18 protein-coding genes are annotated in these 19,991 nt (G+C 65.9%); 5 read left to right on the plus strand and 13 right to left on the minus strand.

What is annotated here, in order from left to right; all coding sequences use genetic code 11:
• From GEMMAAP_RS01380 to GEMMAAP_RS21190, 5 genes are all read left to right on the plus strand, one after another.
• Positions 1 to 480, plus strand: coding sequence for a cupin domain-containing protein (locus tag GEMMAAP_RS01380; RefSeq protein WP_026849128.1), 480 nt, complete (start codon positions 1 to 3; stop codon positions 478 to 480).
• Positions 477 to 1,172, plus strand: a complete 696-nt coding sequence (locus GEMMAAP_RS01385) for a hypothetical protein (protein ID WP_026849129.1) — start codon at positions 477 to 479, stop codon at positions 1,170 to 1,172. The genes GEMMAAP_RS01380 and GEMMAAP_RS01385 overlap by 4 nt, the downstream gene beginning before the upstream one ends.
• 12 nt (positions 1,173 to 1,184) lie before the next feature.
• Positions 1,185 to 2,177, plus strand: a complete 993-nt coding sequence (locus GEMMAAP_RS01390; protein ID WP_026849130.1) for an OmpA family protein — start codon at positions 1,185 to 1,187, stop codon at positions 2,175 to 2,177.
• A complete protein-coding gene (locus tag GEMMAAP_RS01395; protein ID WP_026849131.1) occupies positions 2,174 to 4,036 on the plus strand; it encodes an esterase/lipase family protein in 1,863 nt (620 codons plus the stop codon). The genes GEMMAAP_RS01390 and GEMMAAP_RS01395 overlap by 4 nt, the downstream gene beginning before the upstream one ends.
• An 80-nt stretch (positions 4,037 to 4,116) precedes the next feature.
• Positions 4,117 to 5,259, plus strand: coding sequence for a helix-turn-helix transcriptional regulator (locus GEMMAAP_RS21190; protein WP_026849132.1), 1,143 nt, complete (start codon positions 4,117 to 4,119; stop codon positions 5,257 to 5,259).
• Between the two features lie 3 nt (positions 5,260 to 5,262).
• On the opposite strand, the gene GEMMAAP_RS01405 is transcribed toward GEMMAAP_RS21190, so the two are convergent.
• The 13 genes from GEMMAAP_RS01405 to GEMMAAP_RS01465 form a co-directional block, all read right to left on the minus strand.
• The gene (locus GEMMAAP_RS01405) at positions 5,263 to 6,345 is read right to left on the minus strand and encodes an ADP-ribosylglycohydrolase family protein (RefSeq protein ID WP_053333918.1); all 1,083 of its coding nucleotides are present in this window, start codon (positions 6,343 to 6,345) and stop codon (positions 5,263 to 5,265) included.
• Between the two features lie 99 nt (positions 6,346 to 6,444).
• On the minus strand, positions 6,445 to 6,912 hold the full coding sequence (locus GEMMAAP_RS01410) for a hypothetical protein (RefSeq protein ID WP_026849134.1): 468 nt from the start codon (positions 6,910 to 6,912) through the stop codon (positions 6,445 to 6,447).
• A gap of 437 nt (positions 6,913 to 7,349) precedes the next feature.
• On the minus strand, positions 7,350 to 8,447 hold the full coding sequence (locus GEMMAAP_RS01415; RefSeq protein ID WP_026849135.1) for a pyridoxal-phosphate-dependent aminotransferase family protein: 1,098 nt from the start codon (positions 8,445 to 8,447) through the stop codon (positions 7,350 to 7,352).
• Positions 8,448 to 8,512: 65 nt separating this feature from the next.
• Positions 8,513 to 9,214 carry an HAD-IB family phosphatase gene (locus GEMMAAP_RS01420; RefSeq protein WP_053333919.1) on the minus strand — a complete coding sequence of 234 codons (702 nt, stop codon included), beginning with the start codon at positions 9,212 to 9,214 and terminating at the stop codon, positions 8,513 to 8,515.
• Between the two features lie 114 nt (positions 9,215 to 9,328).
• Positions 9,329 to 10,741 carry an FAD-binding oxidoreductase gene (locus tag GEMMAAP_RS01425; RefSeq protein ID WP_026849136.1) on the minus strand — a complete coding sequence of 471 codons (1,413 nt, stop codon included), beginning with the start codon at positions 10,739 to 10,741 and terminating at the stop codon, positions 9,329 to 9,331.
• Positions 10,742 to 10,747: 6 nt separating this feature from the next.
• Positions 10,748 to 12,349 carry a phosphoglycerate dehydrogenase gene (gene serA, locus GEMMAAP_RS01430; RefSeq protein ID WP_026849137.1) on the minus strand — a complete coding sequence of 534 codons (1,602 nt, stop codon included), beginning with the start codon at positions 12,347 to 12,349 and terminating at the stop codon, positions 10,748 to 10,750.
• 126 nt (positions 12,350 to 12,475) lie between these two features.
• On the minus strand, positions 12,476 to 13,006 hold the full coding sequence (locus GEMMAAP_RS01435; RefSeq protein ID WP_053333920.1) for a MerR family transcriptional regulator: 531 nt from the start codon (positions 13,004 to 13,006) through the stop codon (positions 12,476 to 12,478).
• Positions 13,007 to 13,045: 39 nt separating this feature from the next.
• Complete coding sequence (locus GEMMAAP_RS01440; RefSeq protein ID WP_026849138.1) at positions 13,046 to 13,912, minus strand: alpha/beta fold hydrolase; 867 nt, start codon at positions 13,910 to 13,912, stop codon at positions 13,046 to 13,048.
• Positions 13,913 to 14,100: 188 nt separating this feature from the next.
• On the minus strand, positions 14,101 to 14,511 hold the full coding sequence (locus tag GEMMAAP_RS01445) for a response regulator (RefSeq protein ID WP_026849139.1): 411 nt from the start codon (positions 14,509 to 14,511) through the stop codon (positions 14,101 to 14,103).
• 307 nt (positions 14,512 to 14,818) lie between these two features.
• Complete coding sequence (locus GEMMAAP_RS01450) at positions 14,819 to 16,126, minus strand: sigma-54-dependent transcriptional regulator (RefSeq protein WP_026849140.1); 1,308 nt, start codon at positions 16,124 to 16,126, stop codon at positions 14,819 to 14,821.
• A gap of 7 nt (positions 16,127 to 16,133) precedes the next feature.
• The gene (locus GEMMAAP_RS01455) at positions 16,134 to 17,651 is read right to left on the minus strand and encodes an ATP-binding protein (protein ID WP_026849141.1); all 1,518 of its coding nucleotides are present in this window, start codon (positions 17,649 to 17,651) and stop codon (positions 16,134 to 16,136) included.
• Positions 17,652 to 17,658: 7 nt separating this feature from the next.
• Complete coding sequence (locus GEMMAAP_RS20755) at positions 17,659 to 18,735, minus strand: hypothetical protein (protein ID WP_179947318.1); 1,077 nt, start codon at positions 18,733 to 18,735, stop codon at positions 17,659 to 17,661.
• Positions 18,736 to 18,863: 128 nt separating this feature from the next.
• Complete coding sequence (locus tag GEMMAAP_RS01465) at positions 18,864 to 19,991, minus strand: HD domain-containing phosphohydrolase (RefSeq protein ID WP_053333921.1); 1,128 nt, start codon at positions 19,989 to 19,991, stop codon at positions 18,864 to 18,866.

A 19,991-nucleotide genomic window follows, 5' to 3' on the forward strand; every position in this document is an offset into this window, starting at 1 on the left:
ATGATGTCCGCCACGCTTACCACGCCAATGGTCCTCGTTCGGCCACTCAACGCGCTTACGTCCCTGCACCTCATGGGGCAGCAGGCCATTCCGGCCCTCACCAGCGCCGATACGAAGGGTACTCTCTCACTGCTTCTGTACGTGGCGGCGCCCAACAGCGGACCGCCGCCACACCGGCACCGGGAACAGGACGAAACGTTCATTACCATCGACGAGGGCTTTGAATTCCTTGCCGGTGATATTTGGCAGGCCGTGCCGCCGCACACCGTGGTACATGTCCCCGCCGGCGCGCGACACACGTTCCGTAACAGCGGCACCACGCCGTCCCGCACCTGGGTGTTCACACGGCCGGGCGATATGGAGCTGTTCTTCGGGGCGCTTGCCGAAGTCAGCGCTGATGCCGAACGAACCGGTACGGATCCCGACCTGGCGCGTATCATGGCGCTGTACGACGAGTACGGCGTGGAGCCCATGCCATGAACCTGCTTGCACTCGCGCTGCTATCCGCCGGGCTCGATTGCTGGGCTCCCACCGTCGTGCAAACAGCCTCCTCGCTGTCGGCTGCGGAACGCACCGGCGTAGCGCCGCTCACGCACACGCTCGATCGCGCGGAACAGCTGCTGCGCGGTAACACCCACATCAATGCGCTTAGCGGTGTGCGCGCTCGGCTGCACCGTTTCATTGGGCACCCGGCCAGTCCCGGTGCCCCCCTCATGGCCGACGCATCGGTGTGGCTGCATCGCCGCGAGGAATTGTGGGGGCCGCAGTGCACACTGCGCTCGGGCGCCGACTACACCAGTCATGCCATGCTGTCGGCCCACGTCAATCAGCTCGACGCGCTCTTTGGGCTGCTGGAGAATCCGCAGGAGGTCACGGAGCGCGGCACGTTTCCACCGCCAGTCGTCACCGATTCCGTGCAAGGACATCCCATCTACGCGGGCCGCGTGCTATTGCTCACCCGCGAGGGTGTGCCGCCGCTTGTACCTGTGCCCGGCGACAGCACACGCTGGCGCGTGAATCCGGCGCTCTTTGCGGGCAGCCGCCGCGGCGAGGTGCGCGTCATTGCACTCTCCCTCGTGGTGAACAACGACGACGACCCGCAACTCCCCGCCATGACGCAATGGCTTACCGGCATGGACCTGCGCCCTTGGCGCGCCCTGATCACGCCCTGACCCAACACCACCATGCATCCCATAACGGTCACACTGCACCGCGCCGTGCTGCGCGTTGTCCTGAATGTCTTGCGGTACACGCGGCGCACGGCCATGTGGATACTGCTCATGACTCCGGCTCTCGCGCTACCCTCGCAAGCCGCGCCAGCCAACACACCCTTGGTGAACCTCTTCACCCGTGAAGCTGGCGCCCGCATTGCGGGGTTCTCCAGCGAGTTCGGCTCCATTTGGATTGCCGATAATCTCATCCCCACCGCCGAACAGCTCACGCCCACCGGCAAGCCCATCCACGATCTGGTGTGGAGCTCGGCCAGTAATGTGCCCTTTCCACACTGGATCACGATTGACCTGGGGCGGCGGCAGTGGCTCACGACGCTGGTGTTCAACAACGCACTCACTGAGGAACCCGACCACCCCGGGATCTCGGCCCGTCTACTGGAACTCCACGTGGGCGACACCCCTACCGAGCTGCGCAAGGTGGCGAGCTTTGAACTGCAGAAGAATACAAACGACCAGGCGGTGCAAATCACGCCGGTGGAAGCGCAGTACGTAAAGCTGGTGGTGCGCAGCAACTGGGGACATCCGTGGTACACCGAACTGGGGGCCGGTATGGCCTTTGACGATGGCACGCGCCCTGGCACATTGGCCGCTGCGCTGCGCAGCGATGGTCGCGCCGACGTATACGGCCTCTATTTCGATTTTGCGAGCGCCGTGTTGCGTGCCGAGAGCCGCGCTGCCATAGACGAGATTGTGGCGTGGCACACCACCAACCCCACCCGTGCACTGACGATTGAGGGACATACCGACAGCGTGGGTGGCGATGCGGCAAACGGTCCGCTGTCCCAACAGCGGGCCAGAGCGGTGGTGGCCGAGCTGGTGAAGCGCGGTGTGCCGGCGGCCAGACTGTCGGCAGCGGGTTTTGGCAGCACGCGTCCCGTGTCCGGCAACGACACGGACGCCGGTCGGGCTCGTAACCGGCGGGTGAGTGTGGTGGTGCAACCGTGAGTGCGGTGGCGGCCATGATACTGGGAGCGGTGTTGGCGGTGCAACCCATTACTCGTGCTCATCATCCGGCCAGCTCCTCGCCAGCGTCGGCCGCGCCTGCAGATTCCGCGTGGCGCGGCAGCTTCAGTCTCATTGAGCGCGTCACGCTCAACGCCGACACCGTTGAGGAGCTGGATGAAGCGCAGCGGCGCGCGGCGGTGGGCATGCAGGTCAATCAGGCGCGCGCCACTACACTGCGCAGCGAACGGCTGGTGCGGCTGGATGGCACACTGGTACCACGGATGGTTACGGGGGCGGCGGGCGCTCTGGTGCAGCGCGCAACGCTGGCAGTGTCATTGGCCAGTCATCTGCGCAGCACGGAGCTCATGCCCACCCGTGTGCGCTGCGAAACAAACGCCGCCGAGCAGCAGACCACTGTTGTGCGAACCATGGAGACCACTTCCACTGGCGTGGCGCAGGTGGAGGACGAGGTAACCGCCACGAATCTGGGGATCGAGGTGCTGGGGCCCAAGCTCATGGTGCGGTCGCGCATGGCGTCGAAGGTCATGGGTGATGATGTGTGCGGCTCACAACCGACGGACGCCACCGCGAATGATCAGCGTGACGAGTTCGAGCACGAGCAGGAGCTGGAGCGATACAGCGTGGATATCGCGCCCGACCCGCGGTATCCCAATGTGTCGGTTGGATCGCGCGTGGAGCGTCTGGGGGCGGTGACCCGCACCTGGACATGGGCGCTGACCCGCGGGCTGGCCACGGAAGCCTTGGCCATCGAGCGCGTGGTGTTTGAGCAGCAGGTCTTTCCCGATACGGGGCGTTGGCGCGCGCTCGGCCCAGACGGTACGGTGGACGGGAACGTGGTGCGGGTGCGCATCACGGTGCGCAATGACGGCGCCCGGGCGGTGGCGGATATGCTCACGCTCTCTGATCTGGCCGCACCGCGCGCCTTGCCCAATGGGCGAGTGCCGGTGCAGGTGGCGGCGCGCAGTACATCAACGGTGGAGTATGCATGGAACACGGCGGGGTGGGCGTGGGAGCCCAACGCGCGTGCCCTCGCTTCGCGACGCATTGAGGTGAGACTGGCGAGTGGTGTGGCAGGGGCAGAGGCCATCACCACGCCGGTGGTGGTGACCCCACGGCCCGTGGTGCTGGTGCATGGACTCTGGAGTGATGCCAGCACGTGGCAGCAGTACCCGGCGTTTCTGCGGCAGGCGCATTCCTTTGCTTGGGGGGCCTATGCGGTAGGCGATGGGCGGGTGGGGGGTCCCGAGCTGGTGCTGCGCACGGGCGTGCTCCGTGCCGGTGCGCTGCTCGACGAAACGAACAGTCTGTTTGTGAACGCCCATCTGCTGGCGCGATATGTGACGGCCGTACGCACGGGCAGCAATGCGTGGCAGGTGGATGTGGTGGGGCACTCCATGGGTGGTCTTATTGCGCGTCTGTATCTCACGATGGCCCCACCCGGACTACCGGGTACGCCAGCGGTGCGGCACCTGCTCATGCTGGGCACACCAAACCTGGGCTCACCGTGTGCGGTGCCGCTCAATGCACTGGGAGGCGGAGGCGTGGAGGCGTATCGGCAGCTCACCCCCGAGGTGGCAGAGGCATTCAACGCGCGAGTGCGCGACGTGCCGGCCGTGCAGTACGCCATTCTGGCCGGGGCGCCACTTCCCAAGTTTCCCTGTCAGGATGGTCCGTTGTCGTTTACCCCCAACGATGGCGTGGTGAGTGTGCCCAGTGCCTTTGCGTGGTACCATGACCGGGTGCGGTCGGGCAGTCTGCACACCGATATGACCGGGTCGGCAGGGGATTTCCGGCAATTTGTGTTGCCCCGGCTAGCGGTGCCGCCCAATGGGGATTGACCGGGGCGGCGGCGTGGCCGCCGCAACCCCGCAGACCAAGGGTGTGAAACTCCGGGGCGCCAGCCGGCATAGTGTAGGCTATGTCGATCGCTCTCACGCACGCCGAACAGCGCCGCCTAATGGCACTCTCCGACACGTTGCTGTCGCCACTGGCGGCCGCCGATCCGGACACGTGGCGCCGTGACGTGGACGAGGGGCTGCGGCTGGCCTTCGGGTGCGATCATGTCATGTTCGTCACCCCGGAGAGTGGGCGGGTCGTTTTCCGGTCGCCATCGATTGATGACGATGTGCTGCAGGTGTTCGCCGACCTTACCACGCCCGATCCGCGCACGGGGCTGTTCGCCAGCAAGGACCCCGTGGTGGACACGTGGTTCCAGGCGCGCCGCGCCGACCGCATGGAAGTCTTCACCGAGACGACCAACGCGAACATGCTGGCGCAGCTGGGGCATGACATGCGCCGCAGCGAGATTGCCAACACCGTGTGGCGTGGTGGCATGCTCGACTTTTTCGGACTCATGACCGACGATGACGGATCGGAAATGATGCTCATCACCGGCTACGAGCGACGGGGAGCGACGCGCCTGAGTGACGACGCCATTCGGCAGCGGCTGCAGCTCATTTTGCCGGCGTTCCGGGCGGGGCATCATGCGCTGGCCCGGTTTGGCGAGCGACGGGACGGGTTGATGCGTACGTTGGATTTCATGAGCGATGCGCTGCTGCTGCTGGACCGTGGCGGGCGTGAATTGCATCGCAATGTCGCCTGTCGTGCGTTGCTGTCTGCGGAGCCGCAGGCCGAGGCGTTGCTTGTGGCCTGTCGCCAACTGGCCTTTGCGGTGAGCAGCCCGCGGCTCGTGGTGGAGCGCGACGGGCCGGCGCCGGTGGAACGGACCCTGTCCACGGCGCAGTCGCGGTATACTGCGCGCGCGGTCCCGGCATCACGCGCCATGTGTGATGTGGACGGGGCGGTGCTCGTGTCGCTGGGGCGTGCAACGCCCGCCGCGGTGAGCGACGAGATGCTGCGTGAACGCTGGGGGCTCACACCACGCGAAATAGAAGTGGTGCGGCTGTTGGCCCGTGGCAGCAGTAACGCGGAGGTGGCCGCGGCCTTGGGAGTGAGCGCGTATACCGCGCGTAATCACACCGAGCGCGCGCTGCTCAAGCTCGGGGTGAGTTCACGGGCCCGGGTAGGGCCATTGCTGCGCGGTGAGATGTACGAGGGGTAAACCTTACCCCGCAAACCGCTCCACCGCTTCATCAATCAGCGTAAACAGCCGCCCGTCGTCATCACCATCAATGCGCCCCAGCAGCCCCTCGCGCCAGTCGGTGGGGATCCACGACGTGCCGTGCGCCGCGCCCATGGCGGCGCCCACAATGGCGGCAATGGTGTCGTTGTCGCGCGTATCGTTCACGGCCACGAGCATGGCTTCGCGTGGATCATGCCCATGCTGCGCTACGATGTGCAGCACGGTGGGCATGGTCTCCAGCAGGAACGCCCCGCTGTGCCACAACGGGCCGGTGGCACGTACGGGGGTTTTGCGCACAATGGCGTCGCGCACATGCGTATCGAGCAGCTGTGACAGACTGCCACGCCACCCGTGCAACGGGCCCAGCGTCACCCGCGTGTCGTACTCCTGATCGCTGTCCAGCACCCGCAGCACTTCGGTGTACGTCTCCAACCACTCGGCGGGGCTCTCCGGCAGGTCGCCGTTCAACAACCGCCACAACAACGCCACCCACGCCACGCTGCTGGCAACGGCCAGCGCATCGTTGTGCGTGACCGCGGCGCTGATGGCGGTATCCACCCAGAGCTGCATGCCGCCGGTGCGCAGATGCGGCAGTACCGTGGGCGCAATGCGCATGATGGCGCCGTTGCCGGCGCTTTGCTGTGTGGCCTCCCACCAGGGTGCGCCGCCGCGCAGGGCATCGCAAAAGTCCCGCGTGGCTCGGCCAATGCCAAAGATGCGGTCGTTGGCAATGCGGAACGCCAGCTCGTCGGGATTGAGCGTGCCATCGGCCAGCAGCTGCTCAATGGCGCGACAGGTGAGCTGCGTATCGTCGCTGGGAGTGCCCGCGCGCGCCCCGCCCGCGTAGCGCGTGGGCAGGTAGGTGGTAATGCGCCCGTGCTCGAGATCCCGCTCGGTAGGGAACATGCTCTCGGTGCGGTTGCCCAACGAATCGCCAATGGCCACGCACAACAGCATGCCACGCACGCGGTCGGCAATATCCGGCGCGTCAATGGGCGGGGCAGGCGGCAACACGGCCAGGCGGGCCGGGTCGAGGCGGGGAATCCAGCGGGAGTCGTCGAGCATGAGGTCACGTGAGGGGATACGGAAGCATAACGACGCACCACCTCACACCTGCACCCGTACTTGCCTGCAACGGCCGTTGCAGGCAAGCCGGTGCCGCTTCTACTTCTTCGTTGTTTCCACGCGCGCGCGTACCAGCACCGAGTCCGGCTTGGAGACCGGGGACACGGTGACGATGCCGCTCAGCCCTGTTCCTGTGGGCAGTGGCGCCACCACTCGCCACATCACCTGACCCACGTCCTTGGGCATCGCCGGGTCGGTGTACGGGGCCGACTCACTTATCAGATTGCCGCCTTCGATCTTGCCGGTGAAACGCGTCGTGTCGGTGGGGCGAGCATTGTTGACCGAGTAGCCGGTGCCATCGGCTTCGCTACGCGAGCTCCCCGTGCCGAGTACCGAGTCACCGACTTCCGCCTTCATGGTCCAGGTGTAATCACCGGCCATGGATTCAAACGTTGCCGTTGGCGCGGCGGCCATGGCGGTTGCGGTATCGGCTGCCGGAGCTTCTTCCTTGGCAGCACATGCAGACGTGAGCGCAACAAGGGCGAACAGTGCAGTCCATTGCTTCATAAAGCGGCTCCTGACGACGGTCGATCCAGCGGATGAGGCCGCACGTTCCCAGTTCGGCCCGTGCGGAACGGGGTGGGACCCGTAAAAATGTGGGATCCACTGTGATGGGCCGCCAGCAGATTGGCATGAGGGGTAAATCACGCGGGGAGCCCGCACCATTAACTTGGCGAGCTGAGCATAACTGCATGACGAGGACTGGCCCGTAGCGTCGGACAGCGCGTGCAAACGAGGACTGCGACGGTGGATGCGACAAACACTCTCCACCTCCGCGAGATCCAACCCCCCCAGCATGAACAGCCCCGCCGGAGCAGTACGCCGCTAGTCCATGCCGGAGCCAGTCCTCGTTTGCACGCACTGTCCGCTCAATCGGAGCAGTCCTCGTCATGCAGTTCTACGAGGCCAGCGGCGGTTCAACAACGCTGCCCCCGTGAAGGGGCCTAAACGGCCAGCAACTCCTCAATTCCCTCGGCGGTCGCTTCCAGCACCGCTTCCAATCCTTCCATGGTGTGGTCGCCCATGTGACCAATGCGGAAGGTGGTGCTCTTGAGCTTGCCGTAGCCGCCGCCAATGACAAAGCCGCGCTTGGCCACGGCTTTCACAATGGCGTCGGCATTGAGCGCGGGAGGCACGGTCACCGCAGTCACGGTGTGGCTGCGATGCTCGTCGGGCGCGTACACGCCAAAGGGTTCGCCAACACGCTGACGCAGTTCGTGCACCCAGCTGTAGGTATGCTCGGCCATTTGCGTATGGCGCTCCCATCGGCGCTCAATGGTTTCGCGCGCAATGTGCTCGCCCTGCACCGCCGTGGCGTACAACAGCGAGAGCGCCGGTGTGTTGGGGGTCTGGTTCTTGTGGATGTACTGCTCAAACTCCACGAGGTCGTAGTACAACCCGCGCCCAATCGCTTCACCGGCCGTGGCAATAAACCGCTCACTGGCCACACCAAACGCCAGACCCGGCGGTAACGCGAGCGCCTTCTGCGAGCCCGTGAGCACAAAGTCGAGATCCCACGCATCGGTCTCCACCGGCACACCGGCCAGGCCGGTCACGCTGTCCACCAGCACGGCGCAATCGTAGCGGTGCGCAAGCTGCGTGAGCTCGGGCAAACTGGTGAGCGTCCCCGTGCTGGTTTCGCTGTGCACCACCGTGAGCGCGGCATACGACTTGGCCTTGAGGGCACTCTCCACTGCATCGAGCGACACCGGGCGCGTCCAGTCGCCACCAATGACGGTGGACTCGCGCCCGCAGCTGTGCGCAATGTTGGCAAAGCGTTCGCTGAAGGCGCCGTTCACCAGACAGAGAATGGCGCCGGGGCGCGCGCAGCGAATGGCCGCTTCCATGAGCCCGGTTGCGCTGGAACTGCTCACATAGACCGGGCGCTGCGTGCGGAAGATGGGCTTGAGTCCCGACTGCACGCGCGCGAACAGCTGCTCAAACACCGCGCCGCGGTGCGGCAGCATGGGCTGCAGCATGGCTTCGAGCACATCACGGCGCACCTCGGTGGGGCCGGGGAGGAAAAACGTGCCAAACGCCATAGGACCAACCGGGGAGTGAGCGGAGCCTGCCAATGGTGGCGCGGCGATACCGGCCCTGCGAGCCATTACACGCGCGACGGATGCGACTCGAATAATAAGTCGTACAGCGCGTCAAAGCTGTCGGCTTCGGCGTCGGCCACGGCCACCACGTTGTCACGCCGCGCCACGCCGGTATACGCAAAGAAGTTGTCCACCACGCCACGCACGGCGGCGTCGGTGCTGCCGTCACCCACCATGGCAATGGGCGTCCGCAGCTGCAACTGCTGCACGACGCGCGGCTTCCCCTGCTGCGTGGCCAACGGCTGTTCGCCATCCAGCACGCTGTACGTGCCATCGGCATCCTGCGCCAAACTCACCGCGTGCACCCGGTCGGCGCGCACCCCCAGCTGCAGCGCCATCGGAATGATGCTGGGGCGCAGCCCACCGCTCAGCAGGTGCACCTGCACCCCGGCGCCGTGCAGCGCACCAATGAGACTCTTGGCGCCCGTCTGCATGGCCTGCTGATAGGCATCGGCCAACATCATCAACTCACCCGCCGTGGGACGAATGCGCGAGAGCCGCCGCGTGTACACGGCTTCAATGGGCATCTCGCCCGCCATGGCGCGCGCCGTCAGCTCTTCGCTTTCGGCGGCAATCTCCGGCCCGCGCAATGCCGCGAGCCAATCGATGCCCTCAATGTCGGCCAGCGTCGAGTCGACATCGAAGATGACCGTCTTGAAGAGTGGCTTGCCTGCGCGGTCCATGTCATCGCGGCGAAAGTGAGGCATACGGGTGATTCCGGGTCCGGTAAGTCGTGCCGAGCAGGCCGTGAAAACGGGCGAACTCGTGCAATCTGACTAGCGGTACCGAGAAGCGCTTTAGGAACGAACGTTCCGGACTACCTAGCCCAATACGTTGCCGGGGGCAAGCAGGCCGTACGGATCGAACTCGTTCTTGAGGGCGCGCATGACCCGTTGCTGGGCATTGCTGGCCTGCAGCGGCAGCCAGCGACTCTTGAGCTTCCCAATGCCATGTTCAGCCGCCACGGTGCCCCCCATGGCAATGACCTCGCGCAGGGTGGCATAGACCACCTGCTCAATACGGGCCAGTTCGGCGGCGTCCTGGGCAATGAAGTTCTGGTGCGGGTGGCCGTTGCCGGCGTGCCCGTAGGCAATGCCCCGCTGAATCCCGGCCTCGTCGGCAAAGCGGCGGGCCACCCCCAACGCTTCTGCCAGCCGCGGATAGGGGACCGCCCAGTCGGTGCTTACCTTGCGCCCGCCATGGGGGCGGCGGGCGGCGCCCCGCTCATTCATGGTGGCGGGTACCGCGTGACGCATGCGCCGAGCCTCCTGTTGCGAGGCCGGCGAGTCGTACACCCGAATGTCCTCGGCCAGCGCGCTATGCGCTTCGGCCAGCGCCAGCCATTCGTCCAACGGCAGTTCGCTTTCCTGCGCTTCGTTGGCGCCGGTTTCCTCCACGTATACCATGGCCGTGGCGGTGGTGGCCCAGCTGCTGCTCCCCTCGGCGGCGCGCGCAATATCCATGGCGCCCTGATCGAAAAACTCGAGGCAGCGCGGATGCACCAGGTGGCTGCGACGAGCGGCCACCACAAAGGCCAGCGCGTCGGCTTCCTGCTCAAAGGGCACCACCAGCCCGAGCACCTGCGCGGGGAGTGGGTACAGGGCAAACTCCGCCTCCACCACCACGCCCAGCGTGCCCTCGCTGCCCACAAACCACTCCACCGGATCGTGCGCGACCGGGTAGCCCACGGTGTTCTTTTCGAGCGCCGGGCGACGCAGCTGCAACGTGTCGCCGTTGGCCAGCAACACCGTCAGGGCGCGCACGTGCGGCCCCGTGGCGCCGTAGCGCAGTGAACGCGCGCCGCTGGCGTTGCAGGCAATGGCCCCACCCACGGTGCTCTCTTCTTCACTGGTGGGGTCGGGGGTAAAGAGCAGTCCGGCTGCTTCGGCGGCGCGACGTACATCGGCCACAATGGCGCCGGCACCCACCGTAATGGTGCGCGCGTCGGTATTGATGGCCCCAATGTGCGACAGGTTGCGCAGCGACAGCAGCAACCCGTGATCGGCAATGGACGCGCCGGTGGTGCTGCTTTGCGCGCCGGCCGGCGTAACGTGCGTGCGGTTGGCGGTGGCTTCGCGCAGCAACTCGGCCACTTCCTCGATGGTGGTGGGACGCGCGATGGCGTCGGCCAGCATCTCCAACCCCGAGGCGTCACGCGCAAAGGCGAGACGCACATCGGCGTCGGTGGTCAGTGTGGGCAGGGCGAACGGTACGCCAGCAACGACAGTGGTCACAATCCGTTACTCGTCGCGGAAGTGCACAACACTGGCGGTAATCACATCGGGCAGTTCCAGCAGCGCCCGGCGCGTCGTCTCGCTGACTTCACCATCTACCGACACGGCGGCCAGCGCGTCACCACCCTGCGCCAAACGCGCCTGGTGATATTCGGCAATGTTCACCGACTGTTCGCCCAGCAAGGTGCCCACACGCCCGATGACACCAGGCACATCGTGGTTGGTGAGAATGAGCAGCGTCTGCTTGGGGTTCACGTCAATGTGGAACGACCCGATTTGCGTCAGACGCGGCGTGCTGCCTTCAGGTGCCACGCCACTGACGGCCAACTGCTGCATGCCACCGGACAACGCCACTTCAATGGCGCGTGCCCCCAGCTCACTCGACTCCGCCACACTCAACTCCAGCCCGCGTGCTTCGGCCAGCGCCCGTGCGTTGATGAGGTTGAGGCGGTCCGTTTCGATGACGCCTTCCAGCACTCCCGCGGCCACGGCCGCGAGAATGGCGCCCGTACCGTGCGCGAGATCGGGGCTCACCCGCAGCGCCACGCGTCGAACGGCGCGCATGCCCTGGTCAGCCAGCACCGCACGTGCCACCGCCGCGGCGCGACGGGCCACCATCATGGCCGGCTGCAGATCGCCCCATTCACCGGCGCCGCCAGCCACGTTGATGCTCTTGCTGAGATCATTGCGAATCAGCGCATCGCGCACGGCGAGACACACATCACGTGACACGTTGCGCTGCGCTTCCACGGTGTTGGCACCAAGGTGCGGCAGCAGCAACAGGTTGGGAGCCTTCCGCAACGGCGAATCGGCCACCAGCGGCTCGGCGCTGAACACATCGAGCACGGCACCACGCAGCTGATCGGCTTCGAGTGCGGCGAGCAGCGCGGGTTCGTCCACAATACCCCCACGCGCCATGTTTACCACCACCGAGCGATTGGGGAGACGCGACAGTTCGCGCTTGCCAATCATGCCTTTGGTTTCGTCGGTGAGCGGGACGTGCAACGTGAGGATGTTCGCTTCGGCGAGCAGTGCGTCAAGCGACGGCGCGCGTCGCACGCGCAGCGCGGTGAAGCGTTCGTCGGCGATGTACGGATCGAAGGCCACCACGGTCATGCCGAAGGCGTGCGCGCGGGCGGCGACTTCACTGCCAATGCGGCCCAGTCCGACGATGCCGAGCGTCTTGCCCTTGAGCTCACGCCCGAGGAAGCTGTTGCGATCCCAGCCGCCGTTGTTCATCACATGATCGGCGCGCGGAAGTTGCCGCAGCAAGCCAATGGTGGCGCCAAAGAACAGCTCGGCCACCGCCACGGTGTTGCCCGCAGGCGCATTGATGACCGCAATGCCCAGCGATGTGGCTACATCGAGCGCAATGTTGTCGATGCCCACGCCGGCGCGTCCCACCACTTTCAGTTTGGTGCCCGCCTTGAGGAGATCGGCGCTGATGCGGGTCGCGCTGCGTCCCACGATCGCGTCGTAGTCGCCAATGCGCGCGAGCAGTTCATCCTTTGGCAGCGTGGGGACTTCGTCTACCTGCAGCAGGGGCTCAGCGGCGAGCAGCGCGAGGCCTTCCTGATCGACTTCATCGGTAACAAGAACGCGGAACATTGGGCTTGGTCGAGAGGGACAGCCGTGAGGCACGGATACTCTCTAAACTTAGATAGTATCCGTGGTGTTTCGTTCAGTTATCCATCGGGGTTGCCATACGGATCCCACCGGGATCGAACGGGAGCGTCAGACGCCCAACTGTCGGCGCAGGGTGTCCCGTAACGCCACGACGGTGTCGTCTTCGGCGGCCGGTGAGTCGTCGCGCACATGCAGCTCCACGCCGTCGGCAATGGTGATGCGTCGCCAGGCGGCCACGGGGTTGCCGTTTTTCTGCACCGGTTCGGCGGAGAGCGAGAGCGCCGGTGCGAGCGACGCCGCGACCCGACGTTCGAGCGCGTCGCCGGTGGTCTCCTTCATCTCGGCCTTGATGGCGTCGAGCGTTTGCCCTTCGCGCTGCCGGATCTTGATGGCGAGCAGCTGCAGCAGATGTCGATAGCCGTAGGTCGCGGCGGTGCCGGCGCCTTCCGGGCGATCGAGCAGGCCGTTGGCTACATAGAAGCGCACAGCGCGCGCACTGGGCATGGCCCGTGCCGACGCGTTCGTGGGCTTGACGCCGGCAGAATCGACGAGGGCCGCAGCATGTGCGGCGAGCCCGCGGGCATTCCACGGGGCGTGGCGCGCGTGCGCGCGAAGGAGCGGTACAGGAGACTCGGCCATGGACGGGCAAATATACGCGTCCGGCGGCGGACGTGCGGGTTAGACGGCGGCGGGGGTTGCCGGTGCCGTGAAGCCGAGGACAACGGCGTTGAATGCGTCGGGCGTTTCGTCGTGCGGGAGGTCGCCGGCGTGCTGCGGGGCGAACATCGCGGCGGGGGCGGCGGCACGCACCTGGGCCGATTCCTTGTACGGAGTCTGGCTGGCCTGCGTGCCCCACACCAGGAGCAGCGGGACCTGCAGCTGCCCGATGCTCTGCCGGATGTCGTGATTGAGGCGCATGCCCACAAACGCGGCCGGGGCGAACCGCGCGTTGGGCTGGTTGGCGCTGATCCAGTACAGATGCTCGGCCATGCGATCGAGGCCGAAGGCGTAGATGTCCTTGAGGAAGAACTTGATGCTGGCTCGCGAGACGAGGGCGCTGAAGAGCGCACGTCCGGGAACGGCGGTACGGAAGAGCGCCTGCACGGCGGTACCAGCGGCGCCGCCCACGTTGAAGAGTCGCGACACGCCGGCGGGGCCAATGGCCACTACGCTGCGCACGAGTTCCGGGTTCGCGTGGGCCACTGCCACGGCGTAGGTCCCGCCGAGGGAGGACCCTACGAGGTGCGCCGGCGTACCGACGACGTCCCGGAGGAAATCGTGAACGAGGCTGATGTATAGTTCGGCGGTGTACGGTATGGGCGGGCGATCGGAGGCCCCAAAGCCCAACAGGTCGATGGCGTAGCAGGTGTGCTGCTCGCTGAGCGCCGGTACGTTCTGGCGCCACTCGGCGTTCCATGCCGCGGCATGGATGGAGTGGATGAAGACGAGAGGTTCACCGTGGCCACGAACGACGTAGGCCACCTTCCAGCCTCGCCACGCATAGAAGCGGCGTTCCCCTCCAAGCGGATTCGGGAGGGTACTCATGTTGGGCTGACCGGAAGGAATACGGTGAAATGCACAAATCGCGCTGATCGCTGCCGACTCGCCTGGCCGCCCGTGTGACACTCCCCAGTATCACCCACCACCCACCGGAACGACCAGACGATTGTGTCGGCGCGATTGCGCGATTTGTGCCCGCCCACGAAGAGCGGTGTACTGCGTAGCTCCTGCAATTACTCGCTGAGACTAGTCGCGAAGGCCGTTCGGACACCAACCGTTGCCGCGTAATTAGCAATCGTAGCGAGGTCCACTGGCTTTTCGAGGAAGTGCAGCGCGCCCAGTCGGAACGACGCCTGACGATTGGAGTCGTCGGGGTACGCCGTCAGGACGAGTACCATCGCATCTGGCGAGAGCATGCCGGCGAGGGCCATGACCTGCAGCCCTCCGTCACGCTTTCCGCCAAGGCGCAGGTCCGTCACGATCAGATCGAAACGCTGTGTTCGGAGCTTGTCCAACGCCTCAGGAAGAAGCTCCGCGGACGTTATCGCGTTCCCATCTACTTCAAACAGTTCGACGAGGATATCGCGAATGCTCTGTTCATCCTCGACGACCAGCACGGACTTCACTGCTGCTTCGGTTTTCATGCTGACTACTAAGGCGAGAAGCGGGCCAGTTTATGGCACGATCAGTCAAGACATTATTTCACAATGATTTGCGCCATGGCACGGTCACGAAGCTGCTCTTTCGAAACTGACCGAAAATCGTCTGATGGGCACTTGGTGACTGATTTTCGGTCGACTGAAATCCGCTCAGTGTAGTTCTCCTCAGCTCCTCACCTCCCCACCTCCTTCATTCAGGCACTAACCGCAGTCGTGCCTGATTGGCGGAGGTGGGGAGGTCTGGAGATGACGAGGAAGCCTTAAAGAAAACGTTGTAGCATTCTTCAAACTGCTACAGCCCGAATTTCTTGAGCTTTTCGAGCAGGGTGGAGCGGGCAATGCCGAGGGAACGGGCGGCGGCGGAGCGGTTGCCGTCGTAGGCGTCGAGGGCGAGGCGAATGGTGTCGCGTTCGGCTTCCTCGAGGGTGCGCGGGGCGGTGGGGGCGCGAGGGGGCGCGGTGGCCGCGCTGTCGCTGGGGAGCCCCAGGTGCACCACATCAATGGGCGCGTGCTCGGCGAGGATGGCGGCGCGCCAGAGGGTGTTTTTGAGCTCGCGGATATTGCCCGGCCAGCGGTAGGCGACGAGGGCCTCTTCGGCGGCGCGGGTGAGGTTGGCGCCTTTCAGCAGAAAGCTGTGCGCCATGGGAAGAATTTCGTCCGGGCGGGCGCGCAGCGGCGGCAGGGTGAGGGTGAGCACCTGCAGCCGGTAATAGAGGTCGGCGCGAAAACGGCGGTCGGCGACGGCGTCAGCGAGGGGCTGGTGGGTGGCGCCAATGACGCGGGCGTTTGAGCGCAGTGAGGTGGTGCCGCCCAGGCGTCGGAAGGTGCGTTCCTCGAGAACCTTGAGCAGCCGAGGCTGTACGTCGCTGCTCAATTCGGCGATTTCATCGAGGAAGATGGTGCCATCGCCAGCCACTTCGAGGAGGCCGCGCTTGGCCTGGCGGGCGTCGGTGAAGGCGCCGCGCTCGTGCCCAAACAGCTCGCTTTCAAAGAAGGTGGTGGAGAGCGACGCGCAGTTGATCTCCACGAACGGCGATTGGTTTCGTGCCGAACGATCGTGAATCTGCCGGGCCACGTAGCCCTTGCCGGTACCAGTTTCCCCTTGCAGGAGCACTGGAGCGTCGGCGTTGCGGGCGGCCAGGTCGATGAGATCGTCGATGGTGGGGGCGAGGGACGGGGCGGAGGGGGCGTCGGCGCGCGCGTGGGCCCGCAGGACGGCGACTTCCTGCTGGAGGCGACCGCGTTTGGCGGCCCTTTCCACGGCGGCGGCGAGCGCTTCGAGGTCAACGGGCTTCTCGAGCAGATCGGCGGCGCCGTGGTGCATGGCTTTCACCGCGGTCTGCACATCGGCGTGGCCGGTGAGCACAATGACCGCGAGTTCGGGGTCATCGGCGAGCAAGGCGTCGAGGGCCACGATACCGTTGGCGTCGGGGAGCCGCAGGTCGAGCAGTACGACGTCTGGTGCATGTTCGGCGGCGAACTGTCTGCCCTGCGAAGCCGTGGCGGCCCCGCGGGCGGTGTAGCCGAAGGTCTCGAAGAATTCGACCAGCGTCCCCCGAACGGTGTCGTCGTCGTCCACGACGAGGATAGACAGCATCATGCGTCGATCACGTCGCTGCCGTGGCTGGCAGGGTCAGCGTGAGGGTGGTGCCGGTATCGTGCTGGCTGTCGATGCTGATGGTGCCGCCGTGTTCGTCCATGATGCGCTGGCAGAGGGCGAGGCCAATGCCTGTGCCACCGGCCTTGGTGGAGTAGAAGAACTCAAAGACGTGCGGCAGCACTTCGGCCGGGATAGGGGGCCCGCCGTTGGTGAGGCGGCAGCGCCAGCCGCCCACGGGGGAGACCTGGGTGGCGAGCAGCAGTTCGGTGCCTTCGGGGGCGGCGTCGCAGGCGTTGACCAGGATGTTGCGAAACACCTGCCCCAACTGTTCGGCGTCGAGCATGCTGCGCACCGGGCTGGCCGGCCGCAGGCGTTTGATGGTGAGGCGATGGGTGTCCAGGCGGGCACGTTCGCCTTCGAGGATGTCGTCCCAGACCACCTCGGGGTCGGCCGGTTGCAGGTGCACCGCGTTGGGGCGTCCGAATTCGAGCAGCGAGGTGACCATCTTGTTGAGCCGTTCCACCTCGCGCAGAATGCGCCCCACGTTCTTCTCCACCACCGGGTCTTCGCGGGAGCGGAAGCGGAGGAGCTGCGCCGCCGAGGAGATCCCAAAGAGCGGGTTGCGCAGTTCGTGGGCCACGCCGGCGGCCACTTCGCCAATGGCTTCAAGGCGGCGCTTGGACTCAACGCGCCGCACCAGCCAGGCGCGTTCGATGGCTACGGCGGTCTGGGCCGCGATCACGGCGAGCACCCGTTCGGTTTCCTCGATCGCCGATTCCGACTCCAGCGGTTCGGCGTAGAGGGTGAGGGCGCCCAGCACTCCCTCGGCGCTGACCAGCGGCGCGGTGATTTCGAGCCCGTTGGGGGTGGCTTCGCGCACCACGTTGCTGGTGGCGAGGGCGTCGAGCCAGGCGCGGGAGAGGCGCAGCTCGATCTCGTCGGGGGTGTAGGCGGCGTATCCCTGCCGATGGGCGATCTCGAACCGCCCCGATTCGTCGTCGGCAATGGCGATGACGAAGCCGGTGGAGGGGATGGCGCGCTTGAGCTGCAGCGCGACTTCCTCGTAGACGCGGTCGAGCGAGATGGCTTCGGCGAGCGCGATGCCGGTATTGATGAGGGCTTCGCGCGAGCGGTGGCTGGGCGTGATATCGACGGTGGCAAAGACAAAGCCGGTCACGACGTCGTTTTCGCGGAGCGCCGAGACCTGCATGAGGAAGACGCGTTCCTCGTCGGGGGAGCTGCAGGGGAATTCCCAGCGGACGGTGGAGACCTGGCCGTCCTTGAGCAGTTCCATGGCGTGCGCGATCTGCTCGCGCGAGGCGTCGTCGGCGACGCTGGAGAACACAGAGCACCCGATCACGGCCGATTCCGACGCGATGGCGGGTGCTCCGTTGTCTTCCGCGAAGCGCGACCAGGTGTTGTTGGTCGCGGTGATGCGCCCTTCGAGATCGACCGACCAGATCGTAAAGGGGAGCGCATCGAGCAGCCGCCGTGCGAACGACGGCTGCTCGGTGGTGACGTTCACCGGAACATCACCGACGCTTGGCGCCCTTTTTGGCGGCTTTCTTGGGCGCGGCCTTCTTGGCGGCCGGCTTTACGACCTTCTTAGGGGCCGCCTTCTTGGCCGGGGCGGCCTTTTTGGCGGGCGCCTTGGGGGCCGGCTTGGCGACCTTCTTGGGGGCGGCCTTCTTAGGGGCCGGCTTTACCGCCTTCTTGGGCGCCGGCTTGGCCGCCTTTTTGGGAGCGGGCTTGGCGGCCTTCTTGGCGGGCGCCTTGGCCGGTGCCTTAGCCGGTGCCTTGGCTGGTGCCTTGGCTGGAGCCTTGGCCGCGGGCGCCGCCTTCTTGGCCGGTGCCTTACTGGCCGGTGCCTTGGTGGCCGCTGCCTTGGGGGCGGCCTTGGCGGGTGCCTTTGGTGCTGCTGCCTTTGCGGGGGCCTTGGCCGGTGCCTTCTTGGCGGGCGCCTTGGCTTCCACGACCGGTTCGGCGGCGACAGGCGCGTCGACCACTTCTACCTTGGCGGCCTTCGGGGCCTTGGGGGCCTTGGGTTCCTTCGGAGCCTTAGGCTCCTTGGGGGCCTTGGGGGCTTTCGGGGCCTTGGCCGGGGGTTCGTCGCCGAGGTCGTCGATGCCATCGAGGCCGTCGTCCACGCCGTCTACCCCATCCTCAACATCATCGCCGTCCAGCGGATCGTCGGACTCGTCGTCGAGCAGCAGATCGCCATCTTCGTCGTCGAGTCCGGGCTCGTCGTCGGCGACTTCGAGCACCGGCGCCGGCTTGGGGGCCTTGGACTTGGGGGCCGGCTTGGGCGCGCCCGGGTTCTTGGGCGGACGGCCGGGACCACGACGCACGATGGGGCGGCCGAAGAGATCGTCTTCGTCGTCCTCTTCGTCGTTCAGGCCATCCTCTTCGTAGCCGTCATCGTCCTCGGCGTCCTCATCGTCCTCATCGTCGTCTTCGGCGCTATCCCACAGGGAATCGCCGTCCTCGGACGTGATGCCGTAGCCGTCTTCCTCGTCATCTTCGTCGTACGACGAGCGTCCGTAGCCCCTCAGATCAACCATCTCGTCACCGATCAGATGGAGCTTCTCCAACTCGTCGCCACGCGGCATGACGCCTCCTCTTCAGGCCTTAAGGAACACGGTAAACGCCCACGCGAAACGGTGTGCGTATTTCTCTTGCTCCTATTACACAGAAGCGGACGCAGAGTCAAGCGTTGGGCGGAAATTGGGGGCGGGGGTCAGGAGACCCTGGGCATTCCCGGGACGTCGCCGCGTGTGATCACGACCCGCAGCGCGTCGTAAATGCGCGGCTCCAACAGGCGCCCCGCCTGGGTGGCGAGGTATTCGAGCGTGGTGCCGGCGGTCATGGGGTCGCGGTAGGCGCGCTTGGAGGTCAGGGCATCGAAGGCGTCGGCCGCGGTAAGGACACGCCCGCCAATCGAGATCTCCTCGCCGGCCCGGCCGTGGGGGTAGCCGCCGCCGTCCCAGTGTTCGTGGTGGTCGCGGATGAAGTGCAGCGCGTCGCCGAGGTGGTGCAGGGGCTGCAGAATCTCGAGGCCGATTTTCACATGGTCTTTGACGTGGGCGAACTCGTCGACGGTGAGCGGGCCGTTTTTGTTGAGCACGGCTTCGCGGATGCCGATCTTCCCCACATCGTGCAGGCGGCCGGCGGTATGGATCAGCTCCACGACGTGGGCGCCTTCCCCCAATTCGGCCGCGATGGCCGCGCCCAACTCCGCCACCCGCTGGGAGTGGCCGCGCAGGTACAGGTCCTTGGCTTCCATGGCGTTGATGAGCGTTTCCGCCACGCTCACCGTGAGTTCACGCAGCGCCCCTTTTTCGCGCTCCAGCTGCAGGGTGCGCAGCGACACCTCTTCGCGGATCATCCGGTCCACCGCCCGACGCTCCATGGTGCGCATGCGGCGCATCATGGCCCGCTCCACGGCGGCCTGCAGGTCGGGGAGCTCCACGGGCTTGGTGAGGTAGTCGAAAGCGCCGTTGGAGAGCGCCTCGGTGGCGCTGGTGGCGTCGTTGACCGCGGTGAGCATGATGACGCCCAGATCCTGATCGGCCAGCAGCGCCTTGGGGACCACCTCAAGGCCACTCAGCCCAGGCATGCGCAGATCGCAGAGCATGAGCGAGAAGCGCTGGCGCTGCAACGCTTCCAGCGCCGCCACGCCGCTGTCGGCCGTCTCCACTTCAAAGCCGCGCGTGCGCAGAAACCGACTGAGCGCCAGGCGAATGGTGGTCTCGTCGTCCACCACCAGAATGCGGCGCAGCGAGTGATCGACCGTGGCCGCCACCGCGGCTTCAATGGCCTGCACTGCGCCATTGGGTTCGAGGTGCGGAGACGTGGTGTGGTCCAT

Source organism: Gemmatimonas phototrophica, from assembly GCF_000695095.2.
Lineage (GTDB): Bacteria > Gemmatimonadota > Gemmatimonadetes > Gemmatimonadales > Gemmatimonadaceae > Gemmatimonas > Gemmatimonas phototrophica.

What these genes read in the sequence shown, in the direction of transcription:
- GEMMAAP_RS01445 (WP_026849139.1), bottom strand. Translation starts at nt 14,511, where the DNA reads ATGAAAACCGAAGCAGCAGTGAAGTCCGTGCTGGTCGTCGAGGATGAA.
- GEMMAAP_RS01415 (WP_026849135.1), bottom strand. Translation starts at nt 8,447, where the DNA reads ATGGCGTTTGGCACGTTTTTCCTCCCCGGCCCCACCGAGGTGCGCCGT.
- GEMMAAP_RS01420 (WP_053333919.1), bottom strand. Translation starts at nt 9,214, where the DNA reads ATGCCTCACTTTCGCCGCGATGACATGGACCGCGCAGGCAAGCCACTC.
- GEMMAAP_RS01465 (WP_053333921.1), bottom strand. Translation starts at nt 19,991, where the DNA reads ATGGACCACACCACGTCTCCGCACCTCGAACCCAATGGCGCAGTGCAG.
- GEMMAAP_RS01410 (WP_026849134.1), bottom strand. Translation starts at nt 6,912, where the DNA reads ATGAAGCAATGGACTGCACTGTTCGCCCTTGTTGCGCTCACGTCTGCA.
- GEMMAAP_RS01385 (WP_026849129.1), top strand. Translation starts at nt 477, where the DNA reads ATGAACCTGCTTGCACTCGCGCTGCTATCCGCCGGGCTCGATTGCTGG.
- serA (WP_026849137.1), bottom strand. Translation starts at nt 12,349, where the DNA reads ATGTTCCGCGTTCTTGTTACCGATGAAGTCGATCAGGAAGGCCTCGCG.
- GEMMAAP_RS01450 (WP_026849140.1), bottom strand. Translation starts at nt 16,126, where the DNA reads ATGATGCTGTCTATCCTCGTCGTGGACGACGACGACACCGTTCGGGGG.
- GEMMAAP_RS01440 (WP_026849138.1), bottom strand. Translation starts at nt 13,912, where the DNA reads ATGAGTACCCTCCCGAATCCGCTTGGAGGGGAACGCCGCTTCTATGCG.
- GEMMAAP_RS20755 (WP_179947318.1), bottom strand. Translation starts at nt 18,735, where the DNA reads ATGCCGCGTGGCGACGAGTTGGAGAAGCTCCATCTGATCGGTGACGAG.
- GEMMAAP_RS21190 (WP_026849132.1), top strand. Translation starts at nt 4,117, where the DNA reads ATGTCGATCGCTCTCACGCACGCCGAACAGCGCCGCCTAATGGCACTC.
- GEMMAAP_RS01390 (WP_026849130.1), top strand. Translation starts at nt 1,185, where the DNA reads ATGCATCCCATAACGGTCACACTGCACCGCGCCGTGCTGCGCGTTGTC.
- GEMMAAP_RS01435 (WP_053333920.1), bottom strand. Translation starts at nt 13,006, where the DNA reads ATGGCCGAGTCTCCTGTACCGCTCCTTCGCGCGCACGCGCGCCACGCC.
- GEMMAAP_RS01380 (WP_026849128.1), top strand. Translation starts at nt 1, where the DNA reads ATGATGTCCGCCACGCTTACCACGCCAATGGTCCTCGTTCGGCCACTC.
- GEMMAAP_RS01405 (WP_053333918.1), bottom strand. Translation starts at nt 6,345, where the DNA reads ATGCTCGACGACTCCCGCTGGATTCCCCGCCTCGACCCGGCCCGCCTG.